11 protein-coding genes and 1 pseudogene are annotated in these 19,264 nt (G+C 48.7%); 6 read left to right on the top strand and 6 right to left on the bottom strand.

Annotated elements, in window-relative coordinates; translation table 11 throughout:
- The first annotated feature begins 85 nt into the window (after positions 1–85).
- Together ACN4EG_RS19685 and cydB are read left to right on the top strand one after the other, a co-directional pair.
- Positions 86–1,531: a cytochrome ubiquinol oxidase subunit I gene (locus tag ACN4EG_RS19685; protein ID WP_431631888.1), complete on the top strand. Its 1,446-nt coding sequence runs from the start codon at positions 86–88 to the stop codon at positions 1,529–1,531.
- A gap of 356 nt (positions 1,532–1,887) precedes the next feature.
- Positions 1,888–2,952, top strand: a complete 1,065-nt coding sequence (gene cydB, locus ACN4EG_RS19680; RefSeq protein WP_431631887.1) for a cytochrome d ubiquinol oxidase subunit II — start codon at positions 1,888–1,890, stop codon at positions 2,950–2,952.
- An 87-nt stretch (positions 2,953–3,039) separates the two neighbouring features.
- On the opposite strand, the gene ACN4EG_RS19675 is transcribed toward cydB, so the two are convergent.
- The 6 genes from ACN4EG_RS19675 to ACN4EG_RS19650 form a co-directional block, all read right to left on the bottom strand.
- On the bottom strand, positions 3,040–4,995 hold the full coding sequence (locus ACN4EG_RS19675) for an AAA-like domain-containing protein (RefSeq protein WP_431631886.1): 1,956 nt from the start codon (positions 4,993–4,995) through the stop codon (positions 3,040–3,042).
- A 260-nt stretch (positions 4,996–5,255) separates the two neighbouring features.
- Positions 5,256–6,359, bottom strand: coding sequence for a response regulator (locus tag ACN4EG_RS19670; protein ID WP_431631885.1), 1,104 nt, complete (start codon positions 6,357–6,359; stop codon positions 5,256–5,258).
- Between the two features lie 455 nt (positions 6,360–6,814).
- Entirely contained in the window at positions 6,815–9,187 is a 2,373-nt protein-coding gene (locus ACN4EG_RS19665) for a CHASE2 domain-containing protein (protein ID WP_431631884.1), read from the bottom strand.
- Positions 9,188–9,432: 245 nt separating this feature from the next.
- Entirely contained in the window at positions 9,433–10,182 is a 750-nt protein-coding gene (locus ACN4EG_RS19660; protein WP_431631883.1) for a DUF928 domain-containing protein, read from the bottom strand.
- Between the two features lie 677 nt (positions 10,183–10,859).
- Positions 10,860–13,175, bottom strand: a complete 2,316-nt coding sequence (locus tag ACN4EG_RS19655; RefSeq protein WP_431631882.1) for a CHAT domain-containing protein — start codon at positions 13,173–13,175, stop codon at positions 10,860–10,862.
- Positions 13,176–13,231: 56 nt separating this feature from the next.
- The gene (locus tag ACN4EG_RS19650; protein ID WP_431631881.1) at positions 13,232–16,351 is read right to left on the bottom strand and encodes a two-partner secretion domain-containing protein; all 3,120 of its coding nucleotides are present in this window, start codon (positions 16,349–16,351) and stop codon (positions 13,232–13,234) included.
- A 709-nt stretch (positions 16,352–17,060) separates the two neighbouring features.
- On the opposite strand from ACN4EG_RS19650, the gene ACN4EG_RS19645 reads away from it, so the two are divergent.
- The 4 genes and pseudogenes from ACN4EG_RS19645 (at position 17,061) to ACN4EG_RS19630 (ending at position 18,952) form a co-directional block, all read left to right on the top strand.
- Entirely contained in the window at positions 17,061–18,248 is a 1,188-nt protein-coding gene (locus tag ACN4EG_RS19645; RefSeq protein WP_431631880.1) for an RNA-guided endonuclease InsQ/TnpB family protein, read from the top strand.
- A 60-nt stretch (positions 18,249–18,308) separates the two neighbouring features.
- On the top strand, positions 18,309–18,485 hold the full coding sequence (locus ACN4EG_RS19640) for a hypothetical protein (protein ID WP_431631879.1): 177 nt from the start codon (positions 18,309–18,311) through the stop codon (positions 18,483–18,485).
- Positions 18,430–18,642: pseudogene (locus ACN4EG_RS19635) on the top strand (HupE/UreJ family protein); the annotation flags it as partial. The gene ACN4EG_RS19640 and the pseudogene ACN4EG_RS19635, both read left to right, overlap by 56 nt.
- A gap of 19 nt (positions 18,643–18,661) precedes the next feature.
- Positions 18,662–18,952, top strand: a complete 291-nt coding sequence (locus ACN4EG_RS19630; RefSeq protein WP_431631896.1) for a HupE/UreJ family protein — start codon at positions 18,662–18,664, stop codon at positions 18,950–18,952.
- Positions 18,953–19,264: the final 312 nt, after the last annotated feature.

Genomic DNA, 19,264 nt, shown 5'->3' with positions numbered 1-19,264 from the left:
TTTGATTTCATTACGCTAGGATTGTTACGAACAAGATAGGCTAAGTTTCACGCTCCTAGTTCATTGCTGATCACTCATTATCACCATGGCAACTTTTTTGACAGATACGCTTGTGTTGTCGCGGATACAATTTGCGGTAACCGCCATTTTTCATATGCTATGGCCTGTCTTAACCACTGGAATGGCCATTTATTTGGTGATTTTAGAGGGATTATGGCTTAAGACCCATGATCTGACCTATTATCGCCATGCACGATTTTGGTCAAAACTGTATGTTTTAAATTTTGGCATTGGGGTTGCCTCGGGTCTTCCCATGGCATTTCAATTTGGCCTTAACTGGGCACCTTTTTCTGAAGCGGTTGGCGATTTTTTTGGAACGGTTTTAGGATTTGAAGGAACGATGGCTTTCATGCTGGAAGCCAGTTTCCTGGGGATCATGCTGTTTGGCTGGGATCGGGTTCCGCCAATTCTCCATTGGATTGCTACGATTTTGGTAGCCTTTGGGGCGAACCTTTCAACTTTCTGGATTTTATCGGCTAACTCTTGGCTGCAAACTCCAGCGGGTGGTCAGTTTGTCAATGGTAAATTTGTGGTGCAGGATTACTTTCAAGCGATCGCCAATCCCTTCATGGTGAACAGTTTTCTCCACATGTTCTTTGCCACATTGGAAACTTCGTTGTTTGTGATTGGAGGGATTAGCGCTTGGTATATTCTCAAACAACGGTATACGGAATTTTTCGCTCGATCGCTCAAAGTTGTTTTAGCCATTGCCATTGCTGTAACCCCCCTACAAATTTTCATTGGTCACTTAAGTGCGGAACAGGTTTACCATCACCAACCCACTAAGTTGGCAGCGATGGAAGCCCAGTGGGAAACGGTACCCGCCGGACAGCCCGCTGCCTGGAGTGTTCTGGCATTACCCAACGATCGAGCGCAGCGAAATGACTGGGAATTGAAAGTGCCTGGAGCCCTCAGTTACTTGCTGGAACTTAAACCTGCATTGCCAGAACCTATCAAAGGCTTGAAGGAATGGCAACCTGAGAATCGTCCCCACATGGTGGGTCTAATTTATTACTCTTTCCGCATCATGGTTGCCATTGGGCTGTTCCTAGCAGGGCTGATGGGAATTAGCACGGTGCAATGGCTGCGAGGCAAGCTAACGGAAACCACGATCGCCCAGCAAAAATGGTTAATGCGAGCTTGGGTCTTTGCTGCACCGCTGGGCTATTTGGCTGTGGAAACGGGCTGGATTGTCCGCTGTGTGGGTCGCCAACCTTGGACAGTGTATGGCCAGTTACGCACCGCAGAATCCGCATCCCACCTGCCTGCGGGGGAAGTGTTATTTTCTCTGACCGGATTAACTAGTCTATATAGTGTGCTCTTTGTTGCGGCGCTCTACTTTGCCAGCCGCATTATCCAGCGAGGTCCCAATTTACAGCTTCCGGCCCCCGGTGAAACGACTCAGCCTTCGTTGAATATTGAACCTGCCATCCATGAGCCGGATCAACGACCTGCCGAAGCGCAGCAGTAGCTACAACCCACGATCGCTAGAAACAGCGATCGCTGATAAATTCATTGACCCATGGGACAAATCCGCTCCCCCCGAGCCCTCCTTGATAAGGGGGAACTTCAATTCAATTCTTTCAAAGTCCCCTAGTTTTCTAGGGCAGCGGCGCGGCAGCGCAGAGATTTGGGGGATCGCTATGGGTTGCAATCACAAATTGATTTGGTATGACTCAGCGATCGTTAAAGCAGTACAACCTTGGAAGCAACGATCGAGAAGAGGATCGCAATTTTGATGAAATTTCTGTCGATCGTATCCTCTTCCCGATCCTCGGCCCAATCTGCATCTCCGAGACCCATCATGGCTTGACCACAGAATGAACTATGGAACCTTTACAACCGTTACAACACTTTTTGCCACAGGTTTGGTTTTTTATCCTGGGATTATTTCTATTTCTTTATGTATTGTTAGATGGATTTGACTTAGGCGTTGGAATTCTGTCCCTGACGGCATCTAGTGAAGAACGCCGGGGCATTCTCATGACTAGTCTAGGGAATGTTTGGGATGCCAATGAAACATGGTTAGTCTTGATGGGCGGATCGTTATTTGGAGCGTTTCCCCTAGCCTATGCGACCATTCTCAACGCCCTATATCTACCAGCAGTGATTATGGTAGTCGGCTTGATTCTCCGAGCCGTCTCCTTTGAATTTCGAGAAAATTCCGATCGCAAACTCCTCTGGAATATCACCTTTGGTACGGGTAGCTTTTTGGCGGCGCTCGGACAAGGATTTGCGCTGGGAAGTGTCTTTGAAGGGATTACGGTCGATGCAGCGGGCCACTTTGCAGGCGGTATTTGGGATTGGTTGACTTGGAGATCGGTGATTGTTGCACTCACCCTTATTCAAGGGTACGTGTTAATTGGTTCGACCTATCTGATTTTGAAAACCACCGGGGAATTGCAAGACACCCACTACAGAACCGCCAAAATTGCAACCGCAACCACATTGGCAGGCGCAATTTTCATTACCGTTAGCACCCCGATCGTGTCTGAACAAGCCCGTCAGCAGCTTTTTACCGCCCCTTCCATTTACATTTTCAGTACCATTCCCCTCCTAGGACTGGTGCTGGTGGGGATGCTCTTTCGCAGTCTTCAAAAACGGCAGGAAAATGCACCGTTGGTCTGGACGTTTCTTCTCTTTGCCGTGTCGTTTATCGGTTTGGGTTTTGTCATTTTCCCAAATATCATTCCACCTAGTGTCACCATTTACCAAGCGGCTGCATCTCCTAGCTCATTGGTCTTTATGTTGACTTTTATTGGTTTCCTAATTCCCATTGTGTTGTTCTACAACATCTATAACTACATTGTTTTTCGGGGCAAAATTGCCGGAGAAGTCCATGGCGAACTTCAGGTCAAATCTCCCGCTGTCAACTCTCAAAGCGAGGGTTAAGTGATGTTCAGCAATATACAGCAATATACAAGTGATGGGTAAACGCCCATTAAACCATGGGCAGATCGGATTCACTCGATCGGCAAATTACGCAAATAGCAATTGATAAATCACGATCGTGAGCAAGAGGAGTACAAATCCAACCAGCCACGATCGTTGTTGTTTCAGGGATTGAATCTCTTGCAAAAGCTGGGTTTGCAACTGCTGCTGGGCCATTTGCTTGACTTCCTGGGGCACCGCATCCAGCACTGCTTGAGAGACCAATTTGTTTGTTCCATCAGGTGCGTTTGTTCCATCAGCCAGGTTTGAGCCGTTGGGCTGGTTGCCAATTGGATCTTTCTTTTCTACGTCCTGATTTAGGTCGCTCAGTCCTTCTGTGATTGTTCCTGACGCGATCGCGTCTTCTTTTAACGTTGAGTTAGCTAAGGCTGAGCTCGTTGGGGGAGCACCCACTGAAGGAGCACCCACTGAAGGTGGACCAATAAGCGGTTCGATCGAGGGACTCATTCCATTATTAGGACTAGAAGTCGGGTGAGCAGCGATCGTGGTCGTCTGCCCAGGAGGCGATGGGCTAACTTCTGTGGCAGGATCTGGCTGAGACGGTGGCGGAGACTCCGATGGCAGCGGGGCGGAGGATATTGCCTGGGTTTCCAATGCATCATAGGTGGCCAACTGGGCCTCCACCCAACTCAAATTAAAAATAGCTTGGTAAATCGGATTTTTCACCTGTAACTGTCCTTGCCGCTGTTCCACCAAGCCGGATAACAGTAACTCCGTTAAGACGGGTTCAATGGCCCGATCGCTGGCAAAGATCACCTGCTCAAAATCCAAGGTCTTATCTGAAGTCTTGTCTGAAGCTTTCTTGGAAGTCTTGTCTCGTGATTGATCGTTTCCATCGGTCACTGGAATGGGTGATTCAGCCGACTGAGGCTGAGGTGGAGTCAGTGGAGTCGCTGGAGTCTGAGGCAGGATACCGGGTGGATATACGTTGCGGTTGGCTCCGGCTCCGTTTCCGGGCAGAAAATCTTGGGGTTTCTGGGACAATTCCTCTGGGTCGTCTTGCTCTTGGCTCAGTTGCTCTCGGAGGAGCAATTGGCGATACAGTACCAGACGATCGCGCCGCCCTTGGGGTTCAAACAAAAGGCGATCGCGGATGGTGCGCAGGTGTTCAGGGTAGTCTTGCGCTTCCCAATCCTGAAGAATATGTTTGTGGACAAGCTGCTCTACCCAAAAAGATTCCGTTCCAGGCGGCAGATTCAGCGTCCCTTGGATGGTGGATTGACTACTTTGCACCGTCAGTTGGCAGAGCTTCTGGGTTAAAAAAGGCTGCCCCGCTGTCCAATATAAAATGGCCTTGAGTACCGCCATCGGTTGGTTCACCTTGCCCACTAAACCACAGGCGAGGGGAAATACCTCATGATCCTGAAATCCTCGTAGTTGGATCGCACGGCCAATATTGAGCGGGGTACGCTGGGGGTCGCGAATCAAGGCCGCAGGGGTAGCAACGCCAAACAGCGCCCAAGTTAGTCGCCGAAAATCTGGTATCTCCGATCTCCGATCGTAGGTAGCCCGAATCAACGCAAAAAAGTCATCCGTGGGAAAGGACAGGGCCATGACACTATCCACTTCGTCGATAAAAATCACGATCGGGCCTGACACCTGCGGCAACAAAATTTCTTCCAAAAAGGTCGCTAAGCGTCGCACCAGAGAGAGTTCCTGATGGGCCGTCCACCAACTGGATAACTTCACATCAAGGCGAAAACTTTGAGTTAAAGAAGCCGCAAAAGAGGCATACCACTGTTCTGGGGTTGTTGTGCGAGTCCCCAATAATGTGAGATCCACAGCGCCACATTTACGCCCCTGCTGTTGGAGTTGATGCATCGTACGCACCCGCAGGCTGGACTTCCCCATTTGTCGGGCATTCAACACATAGCTTAATTCGCCATTATTGAGCGCCATGACCAAGTCCAAGTCTGCTTGGCGTACTACATAGCTCGGTGAATTTTGTCGTAGACTCCCGCCGACCTGATATGTATCACTCACCATCAACCTCCCTTGGCCTCTCCATCAGTGTATCGAGTTCCCACTGAACCTTCAGCCTGAACCCAAAAAACTGTTTGGAGAAAAATAGTGGCTCCTGCCATCCAGATGAGCGAATCCCGTAAGCCTAAAAGGTGACCTCACTCAGTTCCCACAGATCCCTACTGATTGGAACTCAGAATCGATCGAAGGTCAAATCATTGCCCAGAGCAATCTCCCGTAAATCCTAGGGATTCCCAGGGATTCCTAGTCAATTAGGGTTGCTATTGTAGCGCTTGTTCCTGTTGCCAGCGATCGCGGAGAAGTCTCTCGAGATATTCCTTCCGCTGGGTGACATCACGCACAATCCCTTCCAACCCTAAAATGATGCCGTCCTCATTCCTGACTGCATGAACCGACTCTGAAATCCAGATATGGCTGCCATCCGGTTTGACCACCTTAGATTCAAACTCTTGCACCCGCCCATATTGATAAAGATACTGCAATAACTCGCCCCAACGGGAGGAGCTCACATAAAGACGCTGCATTCCCTCCACCTGTAGCAGAGTTTCCACATCGTCATAGCCCAATAATGTGGCCAAGGCTCCATTCACCTGCAAAAACTTGCCCTCAGGACTGATCCGATAGAGCCCGTCTACCGCTTGATCAAAAAACTGCCGATAGGCCGTTGCAGATTGCAATTGCTGCTCTACTTCCGTACGGAACAGCAGATTCTGATCCATCATTTGTTTCCGAAAGCGTTGTAGGGTTAGCTGATGTTCAATGCGAATCAGCAATTCCTCCACTTGAATCGGCTTAGTAAGATAATCGACTCCACCTATGTTGAACGCCTTCACTTTGTCAAAGGGTTCATGGATAGCACTGACAAAAATGACCGGAATATTTTCAGTCTTGGGATCAGCCTTGAGGCGCTCACAAACTTCGTATCCATCGATCGTCGGCATCATAATGTCCAGTAGGATCAAGTCCGGCTGGATTTGGGTTGCATGATTCAGCGCGATCGTGCCGCTAATGGCACTACACACTTCATAGCCTTGGCGTGCCAGAGTCTCCGAGAAAAACCGTAGAACTTCGGGCGTATCATCCACCACCAAAATTGTGGCCTGTGGCTTTGTATCATCTAAGTTAAAGCCCAGCAACCGAAAAATCTCGGCCTCCGTTTGCTGAAGCGATTGATGGTGTTTTGCACCTTGGCTGCTGAGGGTTTGGTGCTGGAGGGTCAGTTGTTCAAGTTGACGGACAGTGCTGACCATATCTCCAATGGGAGCCGTCTTATCGGAAATTAAGCGAAGACGATCGATCCGTTGCTGAATCAGTCGCTCTAAATAGTAGGCGGTGATGTCTGACAGCGGTAACTTAGATGGCAAGGGAAGAACCTGACGATGAGTGGATTGGGGCAGCATAGGTTTTTGGAAGCCGCTTGGAGTGGATATTCAGAAAACGGAACCAGTTCCTGGCACCCAGCAATAACCAGATCACCACGAACGAATAAGACAGACTGACTTAAGTTCAGGATGTCCTCAGTTTAAAGCCAGAGAATCAGAATTCTCAATGCCTTAAGTGAAGAGATTCTGTAACTAAGTTTTATTATTGATAGAATTAAATTTTCTAATTGGATCCCATTTATATTTTGAGTAACTAGATACTAGAAATACTGGTTTATGGAACCGTATTCTTTTGATCATAGAAATAAGGTTGGAATCGGTCATGTTCTGTCCTTGGAAGCATGCTCCACAGTAGGCGAACAGCTCTCCGCTGCGCGGGAAATGAATTGAAATACTGAACTGACTACAGAAGGGTTAAAACAGGACGCTGCCAGAAATTACCAATTCGTATCTTGATTTTGCTTAAGTGTGGTCAGTTCAACAATTTTGTCAAACTGAAATTGACGAATCAGAGTCTGCAGGTGATGTAACAAAGCCGGATCCGGAATAGGCATCTCTCCGATCAAGCGTTGGCACCGTTCTGCATTGAGGCGATAGGCGGCATGATGTAATTCAGAACACCAATGAGTGGGCTGATGGGTGATTGCTCGGCTGGGCTGTACCTCCTCTTGCACGGTAGTGGACAGCGGACCAGAAGGTGTGGGTAGCGATCGTAGAGGATCCAACACATCAAACCGATCGGCAGAGGCTAGGGCATCCACTTCCACAGGAATCGTCACTTGAAACTGTGTACCTTGACCCAGCACACTGGTGACTATAATCTCTCCCCGCATGAGCTGCACCATTTGCCGACAAATAGCTAACCCCAACCCAGTGCCCTGCTGAGATTTTTGCCCCGACTCGCTTTGAACAAAAGCTTCAAAAATCTGTTCTAGGTCTGGTTCAGGGATCCCAACCCCCGTGTCACTGACCTGAAAGATAAGATGTACGGTGGGCTTGGTGGCGAGGGAGCGTTCGATCGAGTTGTCCTGAAGGATGGAGCCCCCCCCCGACTGGAACACTTGCAGACTAACAGTGCCCTGGCTGGTAAATTTGACTGCGTTATTGATCAGGTTGACTAAGACTTGGCGCAGTTTATTCTCGTCCGCAACAATATAGCGAGGTAAATTCGGGGCATCTTGGCGATGCAAGGTCAGGCCCTTAGCCAAAACCTGTGGTTCAAACATCTCTTCCAGCCCTTGCAGAAAATGCTTAAGGTTAAAGCGTGTGGGCCGCAGGACAGCAGCTCCGGCTTCTAACCGGGATAACTCTAAAACATCGTTAATCAGTCCTAGGAGATGCTGGACGCTGCGTTCGATCGTTGTGAGCCGCGACTTTTGCTCTGCATTTAAACCGGGATCATAGTTGAGCAGTTCACTGCATCCCAAAATAATTGTCAACGGGGTGCGCAGCTCATGGTTCATATTGGCTAAAAAGGCACTTTTAGCCCGACTAGCCGCTTCAGCTTGACGTTTAGACAGCGCTAAACTTTGATTCTTTTCCGTCAGTTCTTGGGTGCGGGCAGCAACCTCTTCCTCCAATTGCTTAGAGTAGTTCGTCAGCATTTGATGGGAGCGTTTCAGTTGCTCCCAGGCAATATAGGTGCGACAGAACACCCCCGCCACCGCAAACCCGATCGCAGATCCCGAGATCGGTAGCCACCACCCCGCCAAAAATAAGCCGTAGGCCGTTCCAACTAAAATGAGCACCAAACCTGGGAGAAGAATGCTTGCCTTGGACCAACTGCGCAGTTTCCACCCAATCCAACCGCCGCCAATCACCCAAACGATCGTCCAGACACTATAAATCGGGTAGGGAACTCCTTGAAAGGGATGACGATTGTCTAAGGCTGCACTGATGAGTTGATTGGTGACATCGGCATGGATTTCCACCCCTGCCCAGGTTGTGTCGGCTCCACGGCTAAAGGGCGTATAAATTTGATCATTAATGCTGGGAGCACGAGTGCCTACTAAAACAACACGATCGCGAATCAATTCAGGCGGAACTCGTTCGTCTAAGACATCGGAGAGTGAAACACGAGTAACTCCACCGGGAGATCGTTGAAAGCGACTTAGAATTTGATAGCCGTCAACATTAGTCTGAATATAGCCACCTTCGCGCGGTTCCAAACGGCGAAAAATGGATTTTCCTAATTGAATTGTTTGTCCTTGAATTGTCTTGGGTGTGATCTGTTCCTTCTCTAAATAAATTAATGCTAACCGAGTGCCTAAGGTCAGTTGAGGATTGTTTTGAGGATCGCGGAATGACAGCAGCGATCGCCGTAACTTACCATCGGCATCAATGACCAAATCACTAGCAGCTACTTGTTTGCGATCGCGAAGAATCGGGGGTGCATCCACGCCTTCGCCTAAGGAGCTATGCAAAAATCGCTGAATGCCAATCAGATTTGGAGTGGTAGAAAATACTTGTTGCAGATTGGCATGACCCGGTTCTACCGGGAGATTGCGATAGAGATCTAATCCGATCGCTCGCGGTTGGAGCTTGCGGATTTTCGTCAACCCTTTAGCCAGGAGGTCGTCAGATAACGGATACCCCCACCGAGATATATCCGCTTCATCAATCGCAACGACGGTGACCCGTTGTGGATTGGGTTCCAAAGGAACAGTGTTTAACCACAGATCCCAAATGGCCCATTCTAAAGGCTGCAACAGTCCTGACCATTGCAGCCCTAAAACTCCAGCGGATATTCCAACGATCGGTAATCCGCGCTTGAACCAAAGCTCAAGCTGCTGTTTCAGCCCTTTCCCCATAACCCGATTTACTGCCCAATGCTGAAAGAGATACCGTCCTCAAATGACCGATTCTGTCTAAGAAATACCGGGAGTAGAGTTACGATCCAGGATAAAACCCAACAAACTTGGGTGGGTTTAATTGAGAACCCTGGGAACATCTGTTGCGCGATGGCTTTAGTGTAGCGGTTTTTTGAATTCTCGAAATCTGCCTTACCACAGGTGACAATCGATGTCTTGTAAGCAGGGATAGAAAACGCGCCAGATTAGTTCGAGGTGGATGCATTGGAAGCAGGGAACGCTAGCAGCTTGGATGAGTTAGCGGAAATAGGCGAAAGTGCGGCTCCAACGGGGCGACTAGGCCGGTTAGGTTGTCTGGTTTGTTCAGTCGGTAGGAGACGTTGGACTGGTTGCGCAATGGTTTTAGATTGGCTTTGCAGGGTTGACCATCGGCTCATTGCATCTAGCCAAAAACCTTCCTTGGCCAGCCGTTGAATCAAGTCTAACTCTGTACTTGCAGACTGAACGGTGGGGATTTGGAAGGGGATGGATGTATGGTGCACGGTTGTTTGAACTGTGAGATCACGGGTGCGATCGCTACCATCACACACTAACGCTAAAGTCCAAGTATATTTCTGCCCCAACTGAAGGCTGGGTGCCGCTGCAGGATAAGGAATCGAGACCCAACCCGTCTGTTGAGGAATTGGTAACAAGGACTGATAAATTTCTTCCCCTTGGCCACCCACAATGCTGAATTCGATCTGCTGAGTGCTGACGATCGGCAAGTAAACCCAGACATCAGGGCGTGCATTGGCGGTCAAACTCTCTTGATTCTGCGGTTGCATGACGCCAAACCGATCATGGGCTTGACGCACTTCGTTGCCACAACGCACGGGTCGGGTACCTCCACTGCCAGTGCCAGTGGGTGTACTAGGCGGATCGATAAAGTCGAGGTCTGGGTAGGCGATCGCGGAAGTTGCTAGGCTGCATGTTGTCAATAAGCATGACAACATCATTGGAAATATGACAGTCGGTGTTGTATTTCTTTTCATAAGGAAAGCACAGATTCATTTCAGGAAGAATTCACAGCTGTTCCATGGGAACCGGAGCCAGAGTATGGGGCACAGGGGGGGATTGAGGCAAAGGCGTTTTCCTTGATTTACCTTCAAGGAGACTATCTAGCTATACAGGGCAGTTAACCTATCGACAGGTCATCTTAGATTTTGAGTTCAGCCAGATCATTGAGTACCTTGAGGGATACCTCTATGGTTGAGCACTGATGGTTAACCGCTGCTTGCCATGGCAAGGGCTAGGGCATGCACATACTGACTTTTTCTGAACCTTCACTTAGGTCAATGGGTTAAGTGGCAATCACTAACCTATGAAGTCACTAACCTATGATGAATTACCTATCATTTGACCAAGCAGTGGATAGATATCCCTGACAGAGATAAATATCCCTAATAGATACCCTGCCGCCGTTACAATTCAGGATGCCTTTGCCGAAAGAGGACAAGAGAAGGGGTATTAAATAGATGATCGGCGGTTCACTAACCTATGCTAACCAATATTCATCTGATTAGATAAATACTGGTTCGGTCTATGTATTAATTAGGACATTGATTATCCAAACTTGTCCGTATAGATCAGTGAAAGTTTACCGAAAAAATATATTTTAAAAAGAAAATCATAGTTATTGCCAATTACCAACAAGAGTAAAGGCAGCCCAATAGTAGGGATGGCTATAGAGGTCTTGTTTTAAGAGTGTGAGTTGAGCTTGGCGCACTGCTTCGGCCCGAGAAACGTGGGACTGTTGCAAGACTCGATAAAAATGATCCATAAACTGAGCAGTTGAGCGATCGTTCACCGTCCAAAGGGAGGCCAGGGTACTTCTTGCGCCGGATCTCACAGCGATCCCCGCTAATCCCAGCACTGCCCGACGATCGCCTTGGGCCGTTTCACAGGCGCTGAGAACGAGTAAGTCTAGGGGGAGTAAGTTTTTAAGTTCTCGCTTACGCAGGGATCGATCTAAATCCTGTAGCCGCAGCGGGCCATCCACGGTCAGGAGATAGGTATCCTCTGATCGAGAACTGAACTGCCCATGGGTCGCTAAGTGCACAATGGAAATGGGTTGAGTTTCCAATAGGGTCTGAATTTGTTCTTTGGTAAAGGATTGGTCAAGCAGGATATGGGAATGGGTGATGCGCTGGATCTGTTCTAGTTCTGTCCGCACTCCAGGCAAAGGGGTATAGTTTGGAGCTCCCTGACTGAGTCCTGCCGCTAATACTGGCCCGAGTTCGGACGGATTAGGGGGCGATGCTAATACCTTCAGCGTTGGAGTAACTCCTACACCAAACTGTTCGATCAAGTACTGTTGCCCGTCATGTAGAGCGGCCATTGGTACATTGCGCAAAGTCCCATCGGGCACGAAGATGAGGGTTTTGATATCGTGTTGTTTAAGATGGCTCAGTGACGGTTGAATCAACCATTGATAAAGCGTTTTAGCCACCGTCAGGCGCTCTTGGCGGAAAGAGGTCGATCGCATCGATTGCCGAAAGCGATCGAGGGTTGTTTCAATTTGAGCCTGGGGGAGCACCGTGCTGTAATGCTGCAACGGTTGTCCTGGAATGGACACAATAACCGTTAAGCGATTAGACAAAATAATCGGATAGATAATGGCCGCCTGAGGATCCACTCGATCGGCAGTGGTCGCCTTAAAATCGAGGCAAGCTTCCCGGAAGTAATCGGTTAATTCTGCCAGTTGAAGGGATTCAATTACCTGCTGGGCCTCGTGAAGGAAGTCTTCCCCAATGCCAGAATCACGGCCCTTGCCAGAAGCACGGCCCTTGCCAGAATCAATGCTTTTACCAGAATGAATCCTGGGATCAGAATTAACTGTTTTAGTTTGAGATTGCTCTGTCGTATCAATCAGCAGTTCGACAAACTCCCGATAGACGGGTTCAACCTGATCTCGGAAAGAGAACTGCACCTCTGTATCAATCGCGGCCAAATCTTGCCGGATAGTTTGTAAATTTTGAATCGCCGATCGGTAATAGCCGATCGCGCTTTTGGCGTCCCTTTGGGCACGTCGGATCCGTCCCATTTGCCACTGCCATTGATAAATTAAGTCCGGCGCATTGAGGTGCTCTGCCAATTCGAGCGCCTGCTCAGTTAGCTGCTGGGCTTCAGGCCAACGTTCCTGGGCTTCATATAATCCACTAAGTCGTCCTAATCCAATGGATTCTGCTCGAAGGTCATGGGCAAGTCGGGCCTTTTGAATGGCTGTCGCTAACAAATGGCTGGGTAAGAAGGCATTGGCACCAACGTGGTTCGCCGTAATGGGTTGCAAAAAGCCTAACGATTGCCCGTATTGGAGGATGCCTGCGAGTTCTAAATGAGCATAAATACTTAAGGAGGAATGTTCGGCTTGAGGCAGCTCGGCCTGAATTTTTTCCAGATAGGCTTGACCAGCCTCCCATTGATGGTTCTCCAACAGTAGGCGCAGCGATCGTAGCAGTGCCGTCAGGCGGACTGGACTATCGGCACGGCTCGCAGCGGTGTAGAGCTTCAAGGCTTCGGTGCGTTTTTGCTGGGCAGCTAAGGTATTAGCTAAGTGAAAACTGGCCAAGGCAACGGCTTGGGGCTGAGATAGGCGTTCGGAGATCGCCAAGGCTTGTTCGAGAACCGTTTGCGAGGTTTGACGATCGCCCATCATTCGCAGCACGTTCCCCAAATGCAGCAAGCTGAGCAACTTGTCGTAGGAATCTGGCTGATTTGCTAGTTGGGCTTGGGTCTGCGTCAACAATTGTTTGGCACGACGATAATAACCCTGTTGCTGAAGCGTTCTAACCTGGGCGATCGTGGTTGTTAGAGATGATGCCTGGGAAGGAGCTGAAATGGGCGGTAGAGCGTCCGTAGGTAACGGAGAAGTTACAGCAGCCTGGGTCTGAGAAGGACTGCCTAGTAAGATGAGGCCAACCACACTTGCGGGAATTAGTCCAAATTTCATCATTCTCCTCTGGCGTGACCGAAGTAAAGGAATGGGGGATACCTAACACTGAAACGTTAAGGAACCGTGACTCGGGTAGTGGTGGTTGGTTTACCGCAATGAACTGGAGACACCGCCGCCGTCGGCTGGCTGGCTAATAACGAGAGGCTCCCATCGGCGTTCCATTGCCAGCGATCGGCTTCGATCAGGACACCCTCTGAGGGATCCTCGCGAGTTAAGTCGGGAGAGGCATGGCGATCGCCCCTGGCTGACGTATCGGCTGTTGGTGGAATGTTCAGGATTTCCTGGGGACTGGGCGGCAGTCCCCCACGCCCAGTCACCACAAAGCGATTGGCCTGTTGCTGTTGAGAGCACACGGGATCAATTTGATGGGAAAGGTCGAGGAGATCGGCAGGCAGCTCGTTCACGCTTTTACTGGGATCAATCTCAGGACTGTTAATTGTGACAATGCCATCAATGCCAAACTCAGAACTGGCTGTAATATCGCTCAAGAGAGTCGGACGAGGCTGAAAGCTTAATCCATACAAGCCTTGAGTCGTAATTTGAATATTGCCACCCCGCTCCCGCAGAGCCCTAGCTGTGATGTCGCTGTTTTCATTCGGTAAGGCGACGATAAACCCAGCATCAACTTTGATATTGCCGCCAATACCTTTTTCAAACGCACGGGCTGTAATTTGGCTCCCGTGACGCATCAACAAAAGATTTTTAATGTTCAGATCAATCGTCGCTCCGGTACCTTGGGCTGTAACCGCAATCAGGGTGCCATTAGATAGGGTAAAGTTATTGGCTGCGATCGCGAGCTTTCCTCCATTACCTGCGGTCGTGCTAGTCAGCAACAAGCTATCTTGAATATTCAGATTATTGGCTATGACATTGAGTTGGCCACTGTTCCCCGAAGCCCAACCACTGACCGAGACCAGTGCATCGTTGCTAACGTTAATTTGGGGCGACTTCAGAGTTAAGTTTCCACCAGATCCTTGGGCATAGGAACTAGCAAATAAGCCTGTTTGCTGTTCTGATAATTGAAAAACTTGGCGGGCAGTTACCTTAATATCACCGTCAGGTTTTTGGACTAGAATAGCCGCTCCAGTAGGCGGATTGGGAGAATTAATCACCGGTGGAATGAAGACTAGATTTCCTTTGATGACTCCATCCAGTAACAACTTTAAGGTCGGTGCAATTTGACCTGTTCCATCAAGGGTGACAAGATCAAAAGCCTCAATTTTAATATCGCCAGCTTGTCCTCTACCAAAGGTACTCGTGCGGATACGACCACCGGATTGGGCCGTGAACAGACGACTACTAATGATAATGTCTCCTCCCCGTTGGCCGGTGGTACTGGCATCTAATTTGGCAAAATCAGTCACGCGAAAGTTATCTGTCGTAACTGAGATCGTCCCTCCTTGGGCCGATTCGGACGTGGTATTTGTAAACAGTCCACCGCCGGAACCTGATACCACAACCATCTCTTGACTGTTAACACTAATATTGCCAGATCGGTCTTGACCAGAGGTGGAAGTAGCCACGACTGCACCATCGGTTACAAACAGTTGGCGACTGTTGAGGTTTATGTTCCCCCCTCTCCCACTTGCAGAACGAGCAGTGACCGTTGTGGGACTAGTACGATCGGGCGACATTCCATCTAAAACAATTCTATCGGTCGCATTGATAGTCAGGTTGCCACCTTCCAATTGGTTAGTACTGCTGGTACTCAGTCTTGCCCCCTGGAGTAACGTCAACTGCTCGGTGTTAATTTCTAGCTCACCCGCTTTCCCTCCCCCTAAACCCGTTGTGGAAATACTGGTCGTGACTCCCGGCACATCCGACAACGGAAATTGAATGAGATCACTGCCCACCACATCCACCCGATCGCGCGCATGAATGGTTAATTTGCCACTGCTACCTGAATTCAGTGTTGTTGTTGAAAGAAAACTATTTGTCTGTAAAGTTAAGCGATCGGTATTAATCGTCAGAGAACTACTATCACGGGGGCTATGAATAGCCGTCAGACTTGAAATCAGACCTTGATCTAAGGTGATATCTGATGCATTAATAGTTAAGCTGCTTGGTAGTCCTATTCCTGCTGTAATGTTAGTAATGTAAGCTCCATTAAATAAAGTTAATTTCCCTGTATTCAGGATGATTCGTCCCGTCGCTCCAGAATTTAGCGAAATTGTAGCGATAATATTACTAGCCTTACTAATATCCAAGGCTCCTGTAGAAAGTGCTTGCAAGGTTTGAGCATGATTCCCAGTGCCAACAATTTCAATAGCATCACTGGCGTTAATGGTCAGATCGCCCCCATCGCTAGTTCCTAAATTAAAGGACAGAATTCGAGCATTGTTCGCCATTTGGAACGATCGACCCTGAATCTGAATTGCCCCGGAAGGATTGCCAGAAGTATTGATGGTGGCTCCGTCTAAAAGCTGGATTTGACCCAAAGTGGAAACATTGGGATAACTCAGAACCAAGCCCTCTGAATCAGAGTTGATTGTGACTTGTCCAGAAGCCTGAACACTCCCCAGTTCGATCCGACCACTGGGTGCGAACAAATTCCCTCCTGGAACTAGTACATCTCCGCCCACTAAGGCTAGCGTTTGACCCGGTGCAACGGCTAACGCAGGAGATTGCTGCACAATTTTGCCAGGAGTAGAGCCAAATTGCAGCCCCAAGGGTAGGTTAACGGCTAATAAAGGAGGTGCTTGGGGATTCGTCGCACTAAACTCACTCCCATCACTAAATTGGTACCCGTTGGCTGTGCTGGCTACAAACGAACCCCCGATCTCCAATCGCGCATTCTGCCCAAAGGTAATCCCATTGGGGTTGAGAAAAAAAAGGTTGGCTCCACCATGGGTCCCCAGAACTCCATCAATGGCAGAGGGCAGTTTACCAGTGACTCGTGTAATGATGTTTTGGGTCAGGGCTGGATCAACCACAAATATAGCCGTCTGCCCTGTGGGGATAGAAAAGCGTTCAAAGCTATGGAAAAGGTTACCTCCCCGTTGAGTCCCGCCCGTAATTTGCAAGAGGGGATTTTGTTGTTGAACTTGGGAGGGCGTCGGTAAGGTATTGTCTGGGACGATCGGAGCGGTTTGAGCGATCGCACCTGGGCTACTAACCGCACTGAGCAGTCCTAGCATGACCCAAAGTCCAAAGTCACTCGATCGGAACTGCATGGCTAAATCGCTCCATCAACAAGGATGTTGGAATGTATCGAGCCTCTGTCCTGATTGGTGGTTTGCAGGACAAAAGAATTGCTGAAGCGATCGTGCACAGTTCCAATCAGCAGCCAAAAACTTGTCAAAATGGGTAGCAGAGACCCATTCCACCAAGCAACTATTGTCAGGTACATAGATTGAGATTGAGAAGAAGGGGGGAAGACAAAAAATAGCGAGAGCAGAGGGGAACCACACACTTGTCTGTTCCCGTAGTTTCGCTTGAAACCGGATAATTTGGAGCAAAACTCCTTGAATCTTTGATGAATTTTTAAGAAACGGCCTACTAGCGTGGTCGTAGATCCTGTGTACTGAGTAAATTGCCCTTTTACCGTAAGAGAATCATGGCAACCTGATGAGAATTATGGCAGCTGTACGTTAGATCAAGCATGATCTAACTTTACTGTCGTTACTTTTTTGCCCCAAAATTGTATTCAATGCCGCAATCATAAGCTTGTGATGTCTCAGGCAACTACGGTTTTGCAGCCCAGAACTTTACGCAAAAATAGCAGGAGCTTGAAAGCCCCCATACTTCAGTCGGGGGATGAAAAGCGACACGAGCGGCTTTAGCCGCCTACGTCAATCCCAAGCCAACACTTCCGCCAAAACGCGCTAGTTAATTCACCCACGATTTACGCTACAATAGAGAGCGTAAGATTTATTCTTCAGCATGCTAGTACTTGAGCTAAAGCTGAACGGGAAAACAGAGCAGTATTCGCTAATTGATGAGGCGATTCGCACTGCTTTGTTCATCCGTAATAGCTGTGTTCGGTACTGGATGGATCACGAGAAAATCGGCAAATACGATCTATCGGCATATTGCAAAGTTTTAGCCAAAGATTTTGAATGGGCTGGAAAGCTCAATTCAATGGCAAGACAAGCCAGTGCGGATAGGGCATGGTCAGCCATTTCTCGATTCTTCGATAACTGCAAGAAGCAAATCAAAGGCAAGAAAGGGTTTCCGAAATTCAAGAAGCGCGGTCATTCAGTGGAATACAAAACCTCTGGATGGAAGCTTTCAGAAGACCGGAAATACCTCACGTTGACTGATGGCTTCAAGATTGGCAGACTCAAATTAGTCGGAACGCGAGATCTGAATTTCTACCAGATTGACCAGATCAAGCGCGTGCGATTAGTGCGACGGGCGGACGGTTATTATGTTCAATTCTGCATTGATGTAGATCGGACTGAGACTATAACACCCAGTCAAACTGCTATCGGATTAGATGTTGGACTGAACCACTTCTACACCGATTCCCAGGGGAATCAAATCGAAAACCCTCGCTATTTGAGAAAGTCTGAGAAGGCATTGAAGCGGCTTCAGAAACGGGTATCGAAGAAGTTCCGCAAAGGGCAAGCTCAATCTGTAAACTACAAAAAAGCCAAGCAGAAATTAGCCCGAAAGCACTTGAAGGTGAGTAGACAGCGTAAAGACTTTGCCGTGAAGCTGGCAAAGTGCGTCGTTCAGTCTAGCGATCTGATTGTCTATGAGGATCTGCAAGTGCGGAACATGGTGAAGCATCGCAAATTAGCCAAGTCCATCAGTGATGCAAGCTGGTCATTGTTCCGAGAATGGTTAGAGTATTTTGGGAAAATATTTGGCAAGGCGACGGTAGCCGTTCCGCCTCAATATACGTCTCAAAATTGCTCAAACTGTGGGCAGGAAGTGAAAAAAGCATTGAGCCAAAGGACGCATCAATGCCCACATTGCGGAACCGTTTTAGACCGTGACCACAACGCAGCGCTGAATATCTTGGCTAAAGGACTCACTACGGTAGGGCATACCGGAAGCTACGCTTGGGGACAGACTAGCCGCTATCTCGATTCGGCAACGGATCTAGACAAGCTAACTGGTTGAACCAAGAATCTCCGTCTCTTTAGAGCGGGGAGTGTCAAAGCCTAGAATTTTGTAACCCGGATGAGTATCACTGCTGACCTCATTATTAACGTCAGTTCGATGAATTCGGGGTGCCGATCGATCGTCGTAGCGCAGCCACCCCGAGCGGGGCACGTCTCCTCTCAAGGCAGTTTGCTCTGGCATGACGTCAGAAAAACCGCCGTTCCACCTGCCCTCTACGCCCCGACACCCCAGTGAATTCTGTGGCCAAGGACAGGGGGATTGGATTCCCATCGCCTTTGTTCTAGCCGCTATGTTGGGAACAGGTGCCCATCGTGCTAAATTCAGTGTCCCTGGTGTGGAACTCTTTGTCTCCGGCTCAATTGTTCTCTTTGGGGCGTTGCTGGTGATGAAGAAGTCTCCCAAGACCGGAAATTGTAACAATCCTAGCAGCGATCGCAGGCTTATTTCATGGCTATGCCTACGGAGAATCCATTTTTGGAGCGGCAACACCCCCATTACTGGCTTACTTAGCTGGGTTTACTGTGATTCAGTTAGTGATCTCAATCACAACCTTTTGGCTTGGCCATACAGCGATTCCGACGCAGAAATCTGAGATAGCGACAGTTCCATTTCGTTCAGCGGGTTTTGTGGTTTTGGGAATGGGGGTCGCTTTCTTTGCATCCCAATTAATGAGTGTGCTTTTGCCAACTTCTGTAGCATAGTGGCTGGCTAAGCAAAATTCTACTTTGACTAGGCTCTACTTCAGTACGGATTGAGAAATGTGTATTGAAGTAGAATTTTTGTATGTGTCAACTGCATATGTCAACAATTAATTCAAATGATGACGGTCTGCTCATAGTTCTCCTAGTATGACAACCAATTTCTTAAACAATTGTGATTTCTCCTAATAGATTCACCAGGGTAAGCGCATCTCAAACGCTATTGACAACTAGGGGTGGAGTCTTTACCCGAGTCGGGCAACGCAGCGGCTAAGACTTGGAGCATAAACGTGTCATCCATTGCGGCTCGCTTCG

The sequence above is a fragment of the Alkalinema pantanalense CENA528 genome (assembly GCF_050753345.1).
GTDB classification, from domain to species: Bacteria; Cyanobacteriota; Cyanobacteriia; order Leptolyngbyales; family Leptolyngbyaceae; genus Alkalinema; species Alkalinema pantanalense.
This window is presented reverse-complemented; position numbering and strand designations above follow the sequence as displayed.